General features: G+C 70.3%; 10 protein-coding genes and 1 pseudogene. 5 read left to right on the top strand and 6 right to left on the bottom strand.

What is annotated here, in order from left to right:
- Positions 1–100: 100 nt before the first annotated feature.
- The 4 genes from ACIBNA_RS28885 to ACIBNA_RS28870 all read right to left on the bottom strand — a co-directional run bounded on the left by ACIBNA_RS28885 (position 101) and on the right by ACIBNA_RS28870 (position 5,173).
- A complete protein-coding gene (locus ACIBNA_RS28885) occupies positions 101–1,717 on the bottom strand; it encodes an FAD-dependent oxidoreductase (protein ID WP_399168113.1) in 1,617 nt (538 codons plus the stop codon).
- An 8-nt stretch (positions 1,718–1,725) separates the two neighbouring features.
- Positions 1,726–3,264: a glycerol kinase GlpK gene (glpK, locus tag ACIBNA_RS28880; RefSeq protein ID WP_399168112.1), complete on the bottom strand. Its 1,539-nt coding sequence runs from the start codon at positions 3,262–3,264 to the stop codon at positions 1,726–1,728.
- A gap of 83 nt (positions 3,265–3,347) precedes the next feature.
- Positions 3,348–4,142 (bottom strand): MIP/aquaporin family protein, encoded by a 795-nt coding sequence (locus ACIBNA_RS28875; protein WP_399168111.1) that lies wholly within the window; start codon positions 4,140–4,142, stop codon positions 3,348–3,350.
- Positions 4,143–4,408: 266 nt separating this feature from the next.
- Entirely contained in the window at positions 4,409–5,173 is a 765-nt protein-coding gene (locus ACIBNA_RS28870; RefSeq protein WP_399168110.1) for an IclR family transcriptional regulator, read from the bottom strand.
- Between the two features lie 352 nt (positions 5,174–5,525).
- On the opposite strand from ACIBNA_RS28870, the gene metH reads away from it, so the two are divergent.
- The 4 genes from metH (at position 5,526) to ACIBNA_RS28850 (ending at position 13,623) form a co-directional block, all read left to right on the top strand.
- Positions 5,526–9,047 (top strand): methionine synthase, encoded by a 3,522-nt coding sequence (gene metH / locus ACIBNA_RS28865; RefSeq protein WP_399168109.1) that lies wholly within the window; start codon positions 5,526–5,528, stop codon positions 9,045–9,047.
- A gap of 170 nt (positions 9,048–9,217) precedes the next feature.
- Positions 9,218–9,919 carry an HAD family hydrolase gene (locus ACIBNA_RS28860; protein WP_399168108.1) on the top strand — a complete coding sequence of 234 codons (702 nt, stop codon included), beginning with the start codon at positions 9,218–9,220 and terminating at the stop codon, positions 9,917–9,919.
- Positions 9,920–10,327: 408 nt separating this feature from the next.
- Entirely contained in the window at positions 10,328–11,932 is a 1,605-nt protein-coding gene (locus tag ACIBNA_RS28855; RefSeq protein WP_399168107.1) for an ABC transporter substrate-binding protein, read from the top strand.
- Between the two features lie 107 nt (positions 11,933–12,039).
- Positions 12,040–13,623, top strand: coding sequence for an ABC transporter substrate-binding protein (locus tag ACIBNA_RS28850; RefSeq protein ID WP_399168106.1), 1,584 nt, complete (start codon positions 12,040–12,042; stop codon positions 13,621–13,623).
- A gap of 77 nt (positions 13,624–13,700) precedes the next feature.
- Here the strand turns inward: ACIBNA_RS28850 and ACIBNA_RS28845 are convergent, their stop codons facing one another.
- On the bottom strand, positions 13,701–14,372 hold the full coding sequence (locus tag ACIBNA_RS28845; RefSeq protein WP_010045368.1) for a response regulator transcription factor: 672 nt from the start codon (positions 14,370–14,372) through the stop codon (positions 13,701–13,703).
- A 14-nt stretch (positions 14,373–14,386) separates the two neighbouring features.
- Positions 14,387–15,386: pseudogene (locus ACIBNA_RS28840) on the bottom strand (RecB family exonuclease).
- A gap of 187 nt (positions 15,387–15,573) precedes the next feature.
- Between ACIBNA_RS28840 and ACIBNA_RS28835 the strand changes: the two are divergent.
- Positions 15,574–17,493 carry a site-2 protease family protein gene (locus ACIBNA_RS28835; RefSeq protein WP_399168104.1) on the top strand — a complete coding sequence of 640 codons (1,920 nt, stop codon included), beginning with the start codon at positions 15,574–15,576 and terminating at the stop codon, positions 17,491–17,493.
- The last annotated feature ends 273 nt before the right edge of the window (positions 17,494–17,766 follow it).

Below are 17,766 nucleotides of genomic sequence, written 5' to 3'. Positions count from 1 at the left end.
TCATTATGGGGGTCGGGAACGCGGAAGGGGCGGCTCCGTCGGCGTGGAGCCGCCCCTCCCGGCAACCGGGTCCCCGGGCAACGGGATCCCCGGGTCGTGCCTACTTCTTGTCGAGCAGGTCCTGGACCTTGGCGCGGACGTCGTCCGTGGCCAGCCCGCGGATCGTCAGCGTCGTGCGGCGGCGCAGCACGTCGTCCTGCGTCTCGGCCCACTCGTGGTCCCGGGCCCAGACGACCTGCGCCCAGATCTCCGGGGCGTCGGCGTGGACGCGTTCGGCGAGCTCGGGGCTCTCGTTGGCCAGGCGGGCGATGTCGAAGGCGAGCGAGCCGTAGTGCGTGGCCAGGTGCCTGGCGGTGTCGGCCGCCATGCGCGGGCCGGGCGCCGGGCGGTCGGTCAGCAGCCGGTGGGCGACCGCGCGCGGGTTGGCGATGCCGGGCAGCGGCAGCTTCTTCGGCAGCGAGCTGATGGGCTCGAAGTCGTCGCCCAGGGGGTGGCCCGGCAGCGACTCCAGCTTCTTCATGATCGTGCGGCCGATGTGGCGGAAGGTGGTCCACTTGCCGCCCGCGACGGACAGCATGCCGCCCTTGCCCTCGGTCACCACCGTCTCGCGCTTGGCCTTCGCGGTGTCCCCGGGACCGCCCGGCAGCACGCGCAGACCGGCGAAGGCGTAGGTGATGAGGTCGCGGCTCAGCTGCTGGTCGCGGACGGAGAAGGCGGCCTCGTCGAGGATCTGGGATATGTCCTTCTCGGTGACCGCGACATCCGCCGGGTCGCCCTCGAACTCCTCGTCGGTGGTGCCGAGCAGCAACATGTCCTCCCAGGGGAGGGCGAAGGTGATGCGGTACTTGTCGATCGGGGTCGCGAGCGCGGCCTTCCAGGGGGAGGTGCGCTTCAGGACCAGGTGGGCGCCCTTCGACAGGCGGATGGACGGCGCGGCGTTCGCGTCCTCCATCCTCCGCAGGTGGTCGACCCAAGGGCCGGTCGCGTTGAGCACCAGCCGGGCGCTGACGCCGAACTCGTCGCCGGTCAGGCGGTCCTTCAGCTCGGCGCCCGTGACACGGCCCTGGGTGAAGCGCAGGCCGGTGACCTCGGCGTGGTTGAGGACGACCGCGCCCGCCTCGACGGCCCCGCGGACCGTCATCAGCGCCATGCGCGCGTCGTTCATCTGGTCGTCGCCGTACACGGCCACGGCCTTGAGGTTCTCGGTGCGCAGCTCGGGCACGTCCTGCGCGGCCTTGGCCGGCGAGAGCAGATGCCCGACGCCGTCACCGAAGGCCGACAGCGCGGAGTAGGCGAAGACGCCCGCCCCGAGCTTCGCCGCGCCGTGCGGCCCGCCCTTGTACACGGGGAGGTAGAACGTGAGCGGGTTCGCCAGGTGGGGAGCCACCTGCCGGGAGACCGCACGGCGCTCGAAGTGGTTCTCCGCCACCAGCTTGACGGCCCCGGTCTGGAGGTAGCGCAGACCGCCGTGGAGCAGCTTGGAGGAGGCGGAGGAGGTGGCACCGGCGAAGTCGCCGGCGTCGACCAGAGCCACCCTGAGGCCGGACTGCGCGGCGTGCCAGGCGGTGGAGATGCCAAGGATGCCGCCGCCGATCACGAGAAGGTCGTACGACGCCTTGGCGAGCTGCTCCCTGGTCTCGGCTCGGCTCGGGTTCGAGCCGGAGGACGGGCGCGTCCCCAGGGCAGGCACGGACTTCAGGGTGGACTGAGTGGTCATGCTGTTTCTTACTCCTCGTCCTCGAGCCAGCCCATGGTCCGCTCGACGGCCTTGAGCCAGTTCTTGTACTCACGGGCGCGGGTCTCCGCGTCCATGCGGGGGGTCCACTCGGCGGCCCGGCGCCAGTTGGCGCGCAGGTCGTCGGTGCTGTTCCAGAAGCCGATGGCGAGGCCGGCGGCGTAGGCGGCGCCGAGGCAGGTGGTCTCGGCGACCATCGGGCGCACCACGGGGGCGTCCACGAAGTCGGCGAGGGTCTGCATCAGCAGGTTGTTGGAGGTCATGCCGCCGTCGACCTTCAGGGCGGCCAGCTCCACGCCGGAGTCCTTCGTCATGGCGTCGGCGATCTCGCGGGTCTGCCAGGCGGTGGCCTCCAGGACGGCACGCGCCAGGTGCGCCTTGGTGACGTACCGGGTCAGGCCGGCGATCACACCACGGGCGTCGGAGCGCCAGTACGGGGCGAACAGACCGGAGAAGGCCGGCACGAAGTAGGCACCGCCGTTGTCCTCCACCGACAGCGCGAGCGTCTCGATCTCGGCGGCCGTGGAGATCAGGCCCATCTGGTCGCGCATCCACTGCACCAGCGAGCCGGTGACGGCGATCGAGCCCTCCAGGGCGTAGACCGTGTCCTGGTCGCCGATCTTGTAGCCGACGGTGGTCAGCAGGCCGCTGTAGGAATTGATGATCTTGTCACCGGTGTTCATCACCATGAAGGTGCCGGTGCCGTACGTCGACTTGGTCTCGCCCTCGGAGAAACAGGTCTGGCCGAACAGGGCCGCCTGCTGGTCGCCGAGCGCGGAGGCGACCGGGATGCCGCCGAGCAGGTCACCCAGCTTGCCGCCGGTGATCTCGCCGTAGACCTCGGCGGAGGAGCGGATCTCGGGCAGGACCTGCTTCGGGACGCCGATGGACTCGCAGATCTTGTCGTCCCACTGCATGGTGTGCAGGTTCATGAGCATCGTGCGGGAGGCGTTGGTGACGTCCGTGACGTGCTTGCCGCCGTCGACACCGCCGGTCAGGTTCCAGATGACCCAGCTGTCCATGGTGCCGAAGAGGATGTCGCCCGCCTCGGCGCGCTCCTTCAGCCCGTCGACGTTGTCGAGCAGCCAGCGGGCCTTGGGGCCGGCGAAGTAGGAGGCGAGGGGGAGGCCCGTCTCGCGGCGGAAGCGGTCCTGGCCGACGTTGCGGCCGAGCTCGCGGCACAGGGCGTCGGTGCGGGTGTCCTGCCAGACGATGGCGTTGTGGACGGGCTCACCGGTGTTCTTGTCCCACAGCACGGTCGTCTCGCGCTGGTTGGTGATGCCGATGGCCTTGATGTCGTCGCGGGTGATGCCGGCCTTCTCGATGGCCCCGGCGACGACCTCCTGGACGTTGGTCCAGATCTCCGTGGCGTTGTGCTCGACCCAGCCCGGCTTGGGGAAGATCTGCTCGTGTTCCTTCTGGTCGACGGAGACGATCCGGCCGTCGCGGTCGAAGACGATGCAGCGGGAGGAGGTGGTGCCCTGATCGATGGCGGCGATGAAGGGGCCGGCGGTGTGCGCGTCGGTCACTGTGTGCTCCTGGAAGTTCCGGGTTTATGGGGCTTTACGTACGGCGCGTGCCGAGAGTTTCGCAAAGGGGGCGAGGATTGCTCCTAGGCGAACGCGACGTTGTAGATGCCTGCCGCGATGGCGCCGCCGATCAGCGGACCGGCCACCGGGACCCAGGCGTAGCCCCAGTCGGAGCCGCCCTTGTTGGGCAGGGGCAGCAGGGCGTGCACGATACGCGGACCGAGGTCACGGGCCGGGTTGATCGCGTAGCCCGTCGGGCCGCCGAGGGACAGGCCGATGGACACCACCACGAGCGCGGTGATCAGCGCGCCCAGCGTGCCCAGGCCGTTGCCCTTGTCGTTCAGGCCCTGGGTGAGCACGGCGAGCACCAGCACGACGGTGCCGATGATCTCCGTGGCGACGTTCTGCCAGGCGACCCGGACCTCGGGCCCGGTGGAGAAGATGCCCAGCACGGGGCCGGCGCCCTTCTCCTGGGCCTCGACGGCCTTGGCCGTGGTGGCCTGTGCGCCCGGACCGCCGACGATCTCGCGGTCGGTGAGGTGGGCGTGGAACTGTCCGTAGTAGGCGATCCAGACCAGGGCGGCACCGATCATGGCGCCGAGGATCTGTCCGGCCCAGTAGACCGGGACGTTCTTCCAGTCGCCGTCCTTGATCGCGATCGCCAGGGTCACGGCCGGGTTCAGATGGGCGCCGGACAGCGGCGTCGTGGTGTAGACCGCCGTGAGCACCGCGAAGCCCCACCCGAAGGTGATGGCGAGCCAGCCGGCGTTGCGGGCCTTGGAAGCCTTCAGTGTGACGGCGGCGCAGACTCCGCCGCCGAGGAGGATGAGTATGGCGGTACCTATGGTCTCGCCGATGAAGATGTCGGAGCTGGACACCCGCGACTCCTTTGTCCTTCGTCCAGGGGTGAAGTTCTATACCGGCCTGGCGTTGTCACACTCTAGCGCGTATTGCCGGTAGCTGTTCGACAATGTCGACCGATGGACGGGAGTCTTGCTTCGGCGTTACGAGCACGTCAAGGGCTGTGTTGTCGAAAACACGATCGTTACTGATCGCCGCGGCCTTGTGGATCTCCAGTGGCCGGTGAGCAGGGGCATGCCGAGGACCGGGACGCCCTGCGGCGTCCCGGTCCCGTCGTGTCCCGTCAGAACCGCCCGGCGCCCAGGTCCCGCGACACCGCGCGGGCGCAGTCCCGGACCGCCGCGATCAGCTCGGGGCGCAGCTCCCCGTCCCGGCACAGCCGCTCCACGGCGCCGGTGATGCCGACCGAGCCGACCGGCATGCGCCGCCGGTCGTGGATGGGCGCGGCGAGGGAGGCGACGCCCTCCCAGGTCTCCTCGACGTCCGCCGCGTACCCACGCGCGCGTGTGACGTCGAGGATGTGCTCGAAGGTCCCCGGCTCACACACGGTCCGGTCGGTGAACGCCTTGCGGTCGGCCTCCAGCGCCTCGCTGTGCGCCACCGGGTCGTAGGCGGAGAGCACCTTGCCCAGCGCCGTGGAGTGCAGCGGCTGCATGGCCCCGATCTCCAGGACCTGCCGGCTGTCGTCCGGCCGGAAGACGTGGTGCACGATCAGTACGCCCTGCTGGTGCAGGACGCCCAGGTAGACGCTCTCGCCGCTGGACCGGGCCAGGTCGTCGGCCCACACCAGGGCGCGCGCCCGCAGCTCGTGCACATCGAGGTACGTGGTGCCCAGGCGCAGCAGCTCCGCGCCGAGCTGGTAACGCCCGGAGGCGTCGTCCTGCTCCACGAAGCCCTCCTGCTGGAGGGTGCGCAGTATGCCGTGGGCGGTGCCCTTGGCCAGGCCCAGCGACGAGGCGATGTCCGACAGGCCGAGCCGCCGCTCGCCGCCCGCGAGCAGCCGCAGCATCGCGGCCGCCCGTTCGAGCGACTGGATGTTCCGTGCCATCGCCGTACTGCCTCCGTCCCCTTCGACCGCCGACCAGCGGCGCCCGCAGCCCTTGTTCGGCAATGTCGAACACTACCGGTCGTTGCCGACCTCTCGCTAATGGCGGGTCGCCATTTGTTGCGCCGGCGGGTCGCCCTGTGGTGCACCCGTGCCGCGCCCGGGGCGCGGCACAGGTGGCTCATCAGTGGCACAACGGCCGTTCGGGACGCCAGGCGCGTCCGCCCCGTGGACGCCCTGCCCATCCGGGCCGCCTCCCGGTTAGGCTGGCGCCGTGCGCCTTTTTCCCGGATGCCCTCCGCGTGTCCGGGCAGCCGCATAGCCGACAGCCGTCGCACTTGAGGGAGCCCTTTACATGGCCTCGTTGCCACCGACCCCTTCCGCAGACAGCCGGACCCGTGTGTCCGCCCTCCGAGAGGCCCTGGCCACCCGTGTGGTCGTGGCCGACGGGGCCATGGGCACCATGCTCCAGGCGCAGGACCCGACGCTCGAGGACTTCGAGAATCTCGAAGGCTGTAACGAGATCCTCAACCTGACCCGGCCGGACATCGTCCGTTCCGTCCACGACGCGTACTTCGCGGTGGGCGTCGACTGCGTCGAGACCAACACCTTCGGCGCCAACCACACGGCCGCGGTGGAGTACGAGATCTCCGACCGGGTGCACGAGCTGTCCGAGGCGGGTGCCCGGATCGCCCGAGAGGCGGCCGACGAGTACGCCGCCCGGGACGGCCGGCCACGCTGGGTGCTCGGCTCGATCGGCCCCGGCACCAAGCTGCCCACGCTCGGCCACGTCGCCTACGGCATTATCCGCGACGGCTACCAGGCCAACGCCGAGGGACTGCTCGCCGGCGGCGCGGACGCGCTGCTCGTGGAGACCACGCAGGACCTGCTCCAGACGAAGGCCTCCATCCTCGGCGCCCGCCGTGCCATGGAGGCCACCGGCGTCGAGGTGCCCCTGCTGTGCTCGATGGCCTTCGAGACCACCGGCACCATGCTGCTCGGCTCCGAGATCGGCGCGGCGCTGACCGCGCTGGAGCCGCTGGGCATCGACATGATCGGTCTGAACTGCTCCACCGGCCCGGCGGAGATGAGCGAGCACCTGCGCTATCTGACGCGCCACTCGCGCATCCCGCTGCTGTGCATGCCGAACGCCGGCCTGCCGATCCTCACCAAGGACGGCGCTCACTTCCCGCTCGACCCCGAGGGCCTGGCCGACGCCCAGCAGAACTTCGTCCGGGACTACGGCCTCTCCCTGGTCGGCGGCTGCTGCGGCACCACCCCCGAGCACCTGCGCCAGCTCGTCGAGCGCGTCCGGGACGTCACCCCGACCGAGCGCTCTCCGCAGCCCGAGCCGGGCGCGGCGTCGCTGTACCAGTCGGTGCCGTTCCGGCAGGACACCTCCTACCTGGCGATCGGTGAGCGGACGAACGCCAACGGTTCGAAGAAGTTCCGTGAGGCGATGCTGGAGGGCCGCTGGGACGACTGTGTGGAGATGGCCCGGGAGCAGATCCGTGAGGGCGCGCACATGCTGGACCTGTGCGTGGACTACGTCGGCCGGGACGGTGTGGCCGACATGGAGGAGCTGGCCGGCCGTTTCGCCACCGCTTCCACGCTGCCGATCGTGCTGGACTCCACCGAGGTCGAGGTGGTCCGGGCCGGTCTGGAGAAGCTCGGCGGCCGCGCGGTGATCAACTCGGTGAACTACGAGGACGGCGACGGCCCGGAGTCCCGTTTCGCCAAGGTCACCCGGCTGGCCAGGGAGCACGGTGCCGCGCTGATCGCGCTGACGATCGACGAGGAGGGCCAGGCCCGCACGGCGGAGAAGAAGGTCGAGATCGCCGAGCGGCTGATCGAGGACCTGACCGGGAACTGGGGCATCCACGAGGAGGACATCCTCGTGGACTGCCTGACCTTCACCATCTGCACGGGCCAGGAGGAGTCGCGCAAGGACGGGATCGCCACCATCGAGGGCATCCGCGAGCTGAAGCGGCGCCACCCGAAGGTGCAGACCACGCTGGGCCTGTCGAACATCTCCTTCGGCCTCAACCCGGCCGCCCGGATCCTGCTGAACTCGGTCTTCCTGGACGAGTGCGTCAAGGCGGGCCTGGACTCGGCGATCGTGCACGCGTCCAAGATCCTCCCGATCGCCCGCTTCTCCGAGGAGGAGGTCCAGACGGCCCTGGACCTCATCTACGACCGCCGCGCCGAGGGTTACGACCCGCTGCAGAAGCTCATGCAGCTGTTCGAGGGCGCCACGGCCAAGTCCCTGAAGGCGGGCAAGGCCGAGGAGCTGGCCGCGCTGCCGCTGGACGAGCGCCTGAAGCGGCGCATCATCGACGGCGAGCGCAACGGCCTGGAGGCCGACCTCGATGAGGCCCTGCAGTCCCGCCCCGCCCTCGACATCGTCAACGAGACGCTGCTGGAGGGCATGAAGGTCGTCGGTGAGCTGTTCGGTTCCGGCCAGATGCAGCTGCCGTTCGTGCTCCAGTCGGCCGAGGTGATGAAGACGGCCGTCGCCCACCTCGAACCGCACATGGAGAAGGTCGAGGGCGACGAGGCCGGCAAGGGCACCATCGTGCTGGCCACCGTGCGCGGCGACGTGCACGACATCGGCAAGAACCTCGTCGACATCATCCTGACCAACAACGGCTACAACGTCGTCAACCTGGGCATCAAGCAGCCGGTCTCCGCGATCCTGGACGCCGCCGAGGAGCACAAGGCCGACGTGATCGGCATGTCCGGTCTCCTGGTCAAGTCCACGGTGATCATGAAGGAGAACCTGGAGGAGCTGAACCAGCGCGACCTGGCGGCGAAGTACCCGGTGATCCTCGGCGGCGCCGCCCTGACCCGCGCCTACGTCGAGCAGGACCTGCACGAGATCTACCAGGGCGAGGTCCGCTACGCCCGCGACGCCTTCGAGGGCCTGCGCCTGATGGACGCCCTGATCGGCGTCAAGCGCGGCGTGCCCGGCGCGAAGCTGCCCGAGCTGAAGCAGCGCCGCGTGCGGGCCACCGCCCCGGCCGCCGTCGAGGAGCGCCCCGAGGAGGGGCACGTCCGCTCCGACGTCGCCACCGACAACCCCGTGCCCGAGCCGCCCTTCCGCGGCACCCGCGTGATCAAGGGCATCCAGCTCAGGGAGTACGCGAGCTGGCTCGACGAGGGCGCCCTGTTCAAGGGCCAGTGGGGCCTCAAGCAGGCCCGCACCGGCGAGGGCCCCTCGTACGAGGAACTGGTCGAGACCGAGGGCCGGCCCCGGCTGCGCGGGCTGCTGGACAAGCTCCAGACGGAGAACCTGCTGGAGGCGGCCGTGGTCTACGGCTACTTCCCGTGCGTCTCCAAGGACGACGACCTGATCATCCTGGACGAGCAGGGCAACGAGCGCACCCGCTTCACCTTCCCGCGCCAGCGCCGCGGCCGGCGCCTGTGCCTGGCCGACTTCTTCCGCCCGGAGGAGTCCGGTGAGACGGACGTCGTGGGCCTCCAGGTCGTCACCGTCGGCTCGCGCATCGGCGAGGAGACCGCGCGTCTGTTCGAGTCCAACGCCTACCGCGAGTACCTCGAACTGCACGGCCTGTCGGTGCAGTTGGCCGAGGCGCTCGCCGAGTACTGGCACGCGCGCGTGCGCTCCGAACTCGGCTTCGCCGGCGAGGACCCGGACGAGATGCAGGGCATGTTCGAGCTGAAGTACCGGGGTGCCCGCTTCTCCCTCGGCTACGGCGCCTGCCCCAACCTGGAGGACCGCGCCAAGATCGCCGACCTGCTCCAGCCGGAGCGCATCGGCGTCCACCTGTCCGAGGAGTTCCAGCTGCACCCCGAGCAGTCCACGGACGCCATCGTGATCCACCACCCGGAGGCGAAGTACTTCAACGCCCGCTGAGCCGCCCTACCGGGCACGCTCCACAGCGGCCCCCGGCGTACGCACTGTGTGCCCGGGGGCACAGCGGTTAAACGAGGCACTTCCTCCGCACACGACGTAGACTGGTCGGTCCACTGCAGGCCGGTTCCCACGTGGGAACCGGCCTGATCGTCCCTCAAGGAGGTAGGTGGATGACCAGTACGGTCCCCGCGCTCGGTACCCGTACGGCCGAAGGCTCGGCCCTACAGGCCGTGCTCCTCGACATGGACGGCACCCTGGTGGACACGGAGGGTTTCTGGTGGGACGTCGAGGTCGATGTCTTCGCCTCCCTCGGCCACATGCTCGACGAGTCCTGGCGCCATGTCGTGGTCGGCGGCCCCATGACCCGCAGCGCGGGGTTCCTGATCGACGCCACCGGCGCGGACATCACCCTCGACGAGCTCACAGTGCTCCTGAACGACGGCTTCGAGGACCGCATCGGCCGCGCCCTGCCGCTGATGCCCGGCGCCGGCCGGCTGCTGGCCGAGCTGTACGAGTACGAGATCCCCACGGCCCTGGTCTCCGCCTCGCACCGGCGCATCATCGACCGGGTCCTGACCTCCCTGGGCGCGCACCACTTCGCCCTGACGGTGGCCGGCGACGAGGTGCCGCGCACCAAGCCCCACCCCGACCCGTACCTGGCGGCCGCCGCCGGACTCGGCGCCGACCCCGCCCGGTGCGCCGTCATCGAGGACACCGCGACCGGAGTCGCCGCCGCCGAGGCCGCGGGCTGCCGGGTCGTGGCGGTGCCCTCCGTGGCCCCCATCGCCCCGGCCCTGAGGCGTACGGTCGTCACCTCTCTCGAAGAGGTCGACCTGACATTTCTGCACGGCCTGATGACGGAAATGCGCTAGGTGTTCACCCAGCGTGCAGCGGCGTTAGGACGGTAATTCCGAAGGTGAATTCGAACTCCCCGGAGGACCGAATTCCCGTACCTTCGAACCTGTTTACGGGTGTGACGTTCCCCACGTAGTCCGGGGTCGACACCAAGTCCAGCGTGTGCTGCGCACCCCCTCCGGGGGGCCTTCGGCGTGCCTTTGTGTCCCGATTGATGGAACGCTGCACCAAAGCTTCCGCTGTCGGGTTTTCGGTGCGTCCGCGCCTGGTTCCGCAGCGTGATGGGTGCTCAACTCCGGTGGCGGCGAACCCTCCTGTCGGCCGCGACTAATCTCGACACGAGAACATCGCCCCACCCCCGTGATCCGCTGCGCCACCCCTGCATGCCGGGTACACGGAGTCGACAGCTCTGGAGAAACTCGAGCATGAACCGCAAGACTTTGGTGCTGCCGGCCGTGATCGGCCTGCTCGCGCCGGTGCTCGCCGCCTGCGGCGGGTCCGACAGCGGGAGCGACAACGGCGGCGCGATCGTCGTCGGCACCACGGACCGGTTCACCGCCTCGAAGGACGCCCCCGCGCCCCTCGACCCGGCGTACGCCTACGACGTCGGCACCTGGAACATCCTGCGCCAGACCGTGCAGACCCTGATGATCCAGCCGCGCGGCGAGGGCGAGCCGGTACCGGAGGCCGCCGAGCGATGCGGCTTCACCGACACCGGCAACGAGCGCTACGCCTGCACCCTGCGCGACGGCCTGAAGTTCGCGAACGGCGACCCCGTCACCGCGGCCGACGTCAAGTACTCCATCGACCGCGCCCGTTCCCTCAAGGCCGACAGCGGCGTGTTCGCGCTGCTGTCCACCATCGACACCGTCGAGACGCAGGGCGACCGCGAGGTCATCTTCCACCTCAAGACCGCCGACGCGACCTTCCCGTACAAGCTGTCGACACCGGTCGCCGGCATCGTCGACCCCGACGAGTACCCGAAGAACAAGCTGCGCGACGGCTTCGACCTCCAGGGCTCCGGCCCGTACACCCTCAAGGCCGACGTCGAGAACGACGAGATGGTCAAGGCCGAGTTCACCCGGAACCCCGACTACAAGGGGAGCCTGAAGGTGAACAACGACAAGATCGAGATGGTCTCCTTCAAGGGCGCCGACGCCATGGGCACGGCCCTGGACAAGGGCGACATCGACCTGATGACCCGCACCATGTCGCCGGAGCAGATCCGAAAGCTCTCGGGCGACGCGGACACCGGCATCGACCTCGTCGAGATGCCCGGCCTGGAGATCCGCTACCTGGGCTTCAACACCGACGCCCCGACCGTGAAGTCCAAGGCCGTGCGCCAGGCGATGGCCCAGGTCGTCAACCGCAGCGAGCTGGTCGCCAAGGTCTACGGCTCCCAGGCCGAGCCGCTGTACTCGCTCGTCCCGGCCAGCGTCACAGGCCACTCCAACTCGTTCTTCAACAAGTACGGCGACCCGAACGTCACCAAGGCCCGTTCCCTGCTGAACCAGGCGAACGTCACCACCCCGGTGAAGCTGACGCTGCACTACACGACCGACCACTACGGTCCGGCCACCAAGGAGGAGTTCGAGGTCCTGCGCGACCAGCTGAACTCCAGCGGCCTGTTCGACGTCAGCATCAAGGGCACGCCGTGGGACACCTTCCGCCCGGCGGAGAAGAAGGGCGAGTACGACGTCTACGGCATGGGCTGGTTCCCGGACTTCCCGGACGCCGACAACTTCCTCGCGCCGTTCCTGGACAAGGACAACACCCTCGGCTCGCCGTACGACAACAGCCGGATCCGCAACACGCTGATCCCGGAGTCCCGTCGTGAGGCGGACCGGCTGTCCGCCTCCACCAGCCTGACGGACATTCAGGACATCGTCGCCTCCGACGTGCCGGTGCTGCCGTTGTGGCAGGGCAAGCAGTACGTCGCCGCGCGCGACGACATCACGGGTACCGCCTACGCTCTCAACTCCTCGTCGACGCTCCAGCTGTGGGAGCTCGGCCGGGGCGTGAGTGGCTGACGGACCCGCTGGAACCCCGGGGCCGGTGACCGCGGCCCCCGGGGAACCGTGCCCGGAGCCAGGGACATGCTCCGGGTGTTCTCGAGAACCGACGACAAGGCACACACGTGAACATACGCAACCAGTGGCCGGTCCTGCCCATCGTGGCGGGGCTCGCCTCCGGACTGCTGACCGGCTGTGGCACGGAGACCGGAGACTCCGCGGGGGACGGCTCCAACGTGGTGGTGGGGATGTCGGACGACGTCCTGGCCACCGACCCGGCCTCCGGCTACGACCCGGGCTCCTGGCTGTTGTTCAACAACGTCTTCCAGTCGCTGCTCAGCTTCCCCAAGGGCGCCACGGAACCCCAGCCGGAGGCCGCCGAGAGCTGCGCCTTCACCGACACGCAGACCACGGTCTACAAGTGCTCGCTGAAGGACGGCCTCAAGTTCAGCAACGGTGACGAGCTCACCTCCGAGGACGTCAAGTTCTCCTTCGACCGGATGCTGAAGATCAACGACCCCGACGGGCCCGCGATCATGTTCCCCACGCTGGAGAAGGTCGAGACACCGGACGACAAGACGGTCGTCTTCCGGCTCAACACGGCCGACGCCACCTTCCCGAGCAAGATCGCCTCGGGTGCCGGTTCCATCGTCGACCACCGCCAGTACGACGCGGACGGGCTGCGCAAGGACGGCAAGGCGGTCGGCTCCGGCCCCTACCAGCTCGACTCGATCGACGACGAGCAGGCCGTCTTCTCCGTCAACGAGAACTACAAGGGCACCGCCAAGGTGAAGAACACCGGCGTCACGCTCAGGTTCTTCGACGGCGACCAGACCGCCCTGAAGCAGGCCATCCAGAACGAGGAAGTCGACATCGCCTACCGCGGCCTGACCGCAGGCGACGTCGCCGACATGGAGAAGGCCGACGACGGCACCGGCGTCGAGGTCGTCGAGGGCAGCAGCGCCGAGGTCCAGCACCTGGTGTTCAACATGGACGACCCGGTCGCCGGAAAGCTCGGCGTCCGCAAGGCCATCGCCCATCTGCTCGACCGCGAAGCCCTCATCAAGGACGTCTACCAGGGCACCGCGACCGCGCTGTACTCGATCATCCCGGCCGGTATCGCCGGCCACAACACGGCCTTCTTCGACACCTACGGCGCCCGCCCCTCCAAGGCCAAGGCCCAGGCCGCGCTGCGCGAGGACGGCATCACCGGCAAGGTGAAGCTCACCCTGTGGTCGACGCCGTCCCGCTACGGCCCCGCCACCGACCAGGAGTTGACGGCCATCGCCGGCCAGCTCAACGCCAGCGGTCTGTTCGACGCCGAGGTCAAGTCCGTCCCCTTCGGCCAGTACGAGAAGGACATCGCCGCCGGCAAGTACGGCGTCTACGTGAAGGGCTGGGTGCCCGACTACCCGGACGCCGACAACTTCACGGCCCCCTTCTTCGGCAAGGGCAACGTGCTGGGCAACAACTACGACAACAGCACGATCACCGGCTCGCTCATCCCGCGCACCGCGGCCCTGACCAACCGCGCCTCCACCGACAAGGAGTTCGGGGAGCTGCAGGACATCGTCGCCGACGAACTGCCCGTCCTGCCGGTGTGGCAGGCCAAGCAGTACGCGGTCGTCCGGGACGGCGTCTACGGCCTGGAGTACTGCCTCGACGCGTCGACCGTGTTCCGCTTCTGGGAGCTGAGCAAGGACTCCTGACGCACACGCGTGCGTGAAGGACGAGGGCGCCCCCTGCTCGGCAGGGGGCGCCCTCTGTGTGTCCGGTGCGCGGGTGCCTACTGGGCGCCGGGGCGCACCAGCCCGCTCTCGTAGGCGTACACCGCGGCCTGCACGCGGTCGCGCAGACCGAGCTTGGTGAGCACGTGCCCGACGTGCGTCTTGACGGTGGTCTCGCTGACGAACAGATCGGCGGCGATCTCGGCGTTGGACAGCCCGCGCGCCACCAGCTTCAGCACCTCGACCTCGCGGTCGGTGAGCGTGTGCAGCGTGTCCGGCACGGGCTCCTCGCCCGACGGCAGATGCGTGGCGTACTTGTCGAGCAGCCGCCTGGTGATGCTCGGCGCGAGCATCGCCTCGCCCGCGGCCACGACCCGGATCGCCTGCACCAGTTCGTTGGCCGGGGCGTCCTTCAGCAGGAAACCGCTGGCACCGGCCCGCAGGGCCTCCACCACGTACTCGTCGAGGTCGAAGGTGGTCAGCACCAGGACCTTCGCCGGACCGTCCCGCCCGGGGCCGGTGATCTGCCGGGTCGCCTCCACACCGTCCATCCGCGGCATGCGGATGTCCATCAGGACCACGTCGGGCTGCAGCGCCCGCACCTGGTCGAGCGCCTGGAGGCCGTCTCCGGCCTCGCCGACGACCGCGAGGTCCTGCTCGGCCTCCAGGATCATCCGGAAGCCCGTACGGAGCAGGGGCTGGTCGTCGACCAGTAGGACGCGGATGGCCACGTAAGTCTCCTTCGCTAGTCCGGCCCCATTCTGCCCTGCGCGAGGCCGCCGGACTCAGCCGCCCTGGCCGGTCGCCCTCAGCGGCAGCGGGTACGGCGGGGGAGTGCCGCCGAACTCCGGGCAGTGGGCCTGGTGGTCGCACCAGCCGCACAGCTTCGTGGGGCGCGGCCGCCAGTCGCCCGTCTCGGTCGCCAGCCGGATCGCCTCCCACAGCGCCAGCAGCTTGCGCTCGACCCGCTCCAGGTCGGCGAGGACGGGGTCGTACGTCAGCACCTGACCACTGCCGAGGTAGACCAGCTGGAGCCGCCTCGGGACCACGTTCTTCAGCCGCCAGACGACGAGGGCGTAGAACTTCATCTGGAACAGGGCGCCCTCGGAGTACTCGGGCCTGGGGGCCTTCCCCGTCTTGTAGTCGACGATCCGGACCTCGCCCGTGGGCGCCACGTCGACCCGGTCGATGATCCCGCGCAGCCGCAGCCCGGACTCCAGCTCGGCCTCGACGAACAGCTCCCGCTCGGCCGGCTCCAGCCGGCTGGGGTCCTCCAGGCTGAACCAGCGCTCGACGAGCTGCTCCGCCTCGCCGAGCCAGCGCGCCAGCCGCTCGCCCTGCGGATCGTCGGCGAACAGCTCCACGACCTCCGGCCGCGTCTCCCGCAGCCGGTCCCACTGGCCCGGGATCAGCGACTTCGCCCGGGGCGCCGTGCGCTCGGCCGCCGGGGCGTCGAACAGCCGCTCCAGGACCGCGTGCACCAGCGTGCCCCTGGTCGCGGCCTCGCTCGGCTTCTCCGGCAGCCGGTCGATGACCCGGAAGCGGTAGAGCAGCGGGCACTGCATGAAGTCACTGGCACGCGAGGGGGACAGCGAGGCGGGCGGTATGGCGGTGGGCGCGGTCTCGGTCGCCGTCTCCACGGCCGTCTCGATGACCGCCTCCACGGACCCGGCCGTCACCGGCGGATCCACCGCCGCGGCAGGGCTGCTGTCGGGCTGCGCCGCGCCCTCGCTGCTCGTCTCCATGCCCCAGACCATACGGCCCGCCACTGACAGTGACCCAGCCGCGGTCACACGGCGGGCAGGAGTGAGGGGGCGGGGTGGAGGGGAACTCAGGGGTGCCGGGGCGGAAGGTGCCTCGACGGACGCATACCATCGACTCGAGACCTCCCGTCCGGCAGACGCGGGAGACGCTTCGAACGAGGGGACACCGGTGGACGAGAGCGGCGGGCGCGGGCAGCCGCGGTCCGGCAACGAGGAGTCGGCGGAGCGCCACGCAGGGCCTCCGGCCCGGGCCACCGACCCCACCTCCGCCGACGAACAGTCCACGGACGTACGGCGGTTCACCTCCACGAGCGACGACGACGCCCCTGCCGCGACGCCGCCGACCCGGCCGGACGACGGCCCGGCCCCGCAGACACCCGGACCGACGGCCGACCCGGCAGCGGACCAGGCCCCCGGCGCCGACCGCCCGGCCGCTCGACCGCAGGACTCGGCGCCCGGCCAGGCCCCGGACACCACCGCCGACGCCCCCTCGGACCAGCAGCCCCCGGAAGCCTCACACCAGGAGCACCCCGACCGCCCCGAGGCCGATGCCTTGCGCGAGGCCCCCGCTCAGGGTGAGCACGACAACAGCCGTCGGCCGGAGGGTGACGCGCACGCGGACCGCCCTGAGTCCGGTGCCTTGCGCGAGGCCCCCGCTGACGGTGAGCACGACAACAGCCGCCGACCGGAAGGCGACGCGCACGCGGACGGCCCTGCGTCCGACGCCCTGCGCAAGGCCCCAGCCCCCGGCGAGTACGACGGCAGCCGTTCGTCGCAGGGCGACGCGCACCCCGACCGTGCCTACGCCACCGGCCCGCACGCGGCCTCTGCCGCGGGCAAGTCCGATGCGAACAGCCGGCACACCACCCCCGGCCCCGGCGACCGTCACCTCGCGCACTCGGCGGACGGCAAGGGCCCCGCGCCCCAGCGTCCCCCGGAGCCGCGAGGCGGACTGCTGATGGGGCGGCCCTTCGGCGTGCCCGTCTACGTCGCGCCCAGCTGGTTCCTCGTCGCCGCGTTGATCACCTGGGTGTTCGGCGGACAGCTGGAGCGCGTGCTGCCCGAGCTCGGCGCCGCCCGCTACCTGGTCTCCCTGTTCTTCGCGGTCGCCTTCTACGCGTCCGTGCTGGTGCACGAGCTGGCCCACACGGTCGCCGCCCTCCGCTTCAAGCTCCCGGTCCGCCGCATCCAGCTCCAGTTCTTCGGCGGCGTCTCCGAGATCGAGAAGGAGGCCGAGACCCCCGGACGGGAGTTCGTGCTCGCCTTCGTCGGGCCGCTGCTCTCCCTCGCCCTGGCCGGCGTCTTCTACGCCGCCGTGCAGACCGTGGAACCCGGAACCGTCCCGGGCGTCCTGCTGGCCGGCCTGATGATCTCCAACCTCATCGTGGCCGCGTTCAACCTCCTGCCCGGTCTGCCCCTCGACGGCGGCCGCATGCTGCGCGCGGTCGTCTGGAAGGTCACCGGCAAGCCGATGAGCGGCACCATCGCCGCCGCCTGGGTCGGCCGCGCCCTCGCCGTCTCCGTCCTGATCGGCCTGCCCCTGCTGACCCAGTCCGGCGCCCTCGGCACCGAGGCCGTGGACAGCGTCGGCATGGACACCGTCCTGGACGCCCTGCTCGCCGCCATCCTCGCCGCGATCATCTGGACCGGCGCCGGCAACAGCCTGCGCATGGCCCGCCTGCGTGAGCACCTGCCCGAACTGCGCGCCCGTGCGCTCACCCGCCGTGCCGTCCCGGTCGAGACCGACACCCCGCTCTCGGAGGCCCTGCGCCGCGCCAACGCCGCCGGCGCCCGCGCCCTGGTCGTCGTCGACGCCCACGGCAACCCCCTCTCCCTCGTCCGCGAGGCCGCCATCGTCGGCGTCCCCGAACACCGCCGCCCCTGGGTCGCGGTCAGCGGGCTCGCCCAGGACCTCACCGACGGCATGCGCGTCTCGGCGGAACTGTCGGGCGAGGAGCTCCTGGACGCCCTCCGGGCGACCCCCGCGACCGAGTACCTGGTGGTGGAGGAGACCGGCGAGATCTACGGGGTCCTGTCCGCGGCCGATGTGGAGCGGGCCTTCGTGAAGGCCATGGCCCGCCCCTCCTAGGCCCTGTCGTCAAATTCCCGCCTGCCCCGCGGCGCCATGCACGCACTCTCGCCGCACCGGGCACAGACCCACGTACAACCAGTAGGAGGGCCTGCGCCCGGCACGGCGAGAGCACGCACCTGACGCCGCGGTGCCCGCCCTTCGGGCGGACGACGGGAATTTGACGACAGGGCCTAGTTGTGCTGTCCCGGGACGTTGGTGACGGGCGACACGCCTTGAGTGGTCCTTGAACGGGGTGAGGGCCCCTGGTTTCGGTGTGGATTGCGACACCTA

It is taken from the genome of Streptomyces sp. NPDC050164, assembly GCF_044459945.1.
Classification (GTDB): domain Bacteria; phylum Actinomycetota; class Actinomycetes; order Streptomycetales; family Streptomycetaceae; genus Streptomyces; species Streptomyces coeruleorubidus_A.
This window is presented reverse-complemented; position numbering and strand designations above follow the sequence as displayed.

Bases quoted from the DNA above. Each gene is read 5' to 3' on its own strand.
- ACIBNA_RS28855 (WP_399168107.1), top strand. From the start codon at position 10,328: ATGAACCGCAAGACTTTGGTGCTGCCGGCCGTGATCGGCCTGCTCGCG.
- ACIBNA_RS28870 (WP_399168110.1), bottom strand. From the start codon at position 5,173: ATGGCACGGAACATCCAGTCGCTCGAACGGGCGGCCGCGATGCTGCGG.
- ACIBNA_RS28860 (WP_399168108.1), top strand. From the start codon at position 9,218: ATGACCAGTACGGTCCCCGCGCTCGGTACCCGTACGGCCGAAGGCTCG.
- ACIBNA_RS28885 (WP_399168113.1), bottom strand. From the start codon at position 1,717: ATGACCACTCAGTCCACCCTGAAGTCCGTGCCTGCCCTGGGGACGCGC.
- metH (WP_399168109.1), top strand. From the start codon at position 5,526: ATGGCCTCGTTGCCACCGACCCCTTCCGCAGACAGCCGGACCCGTGTG.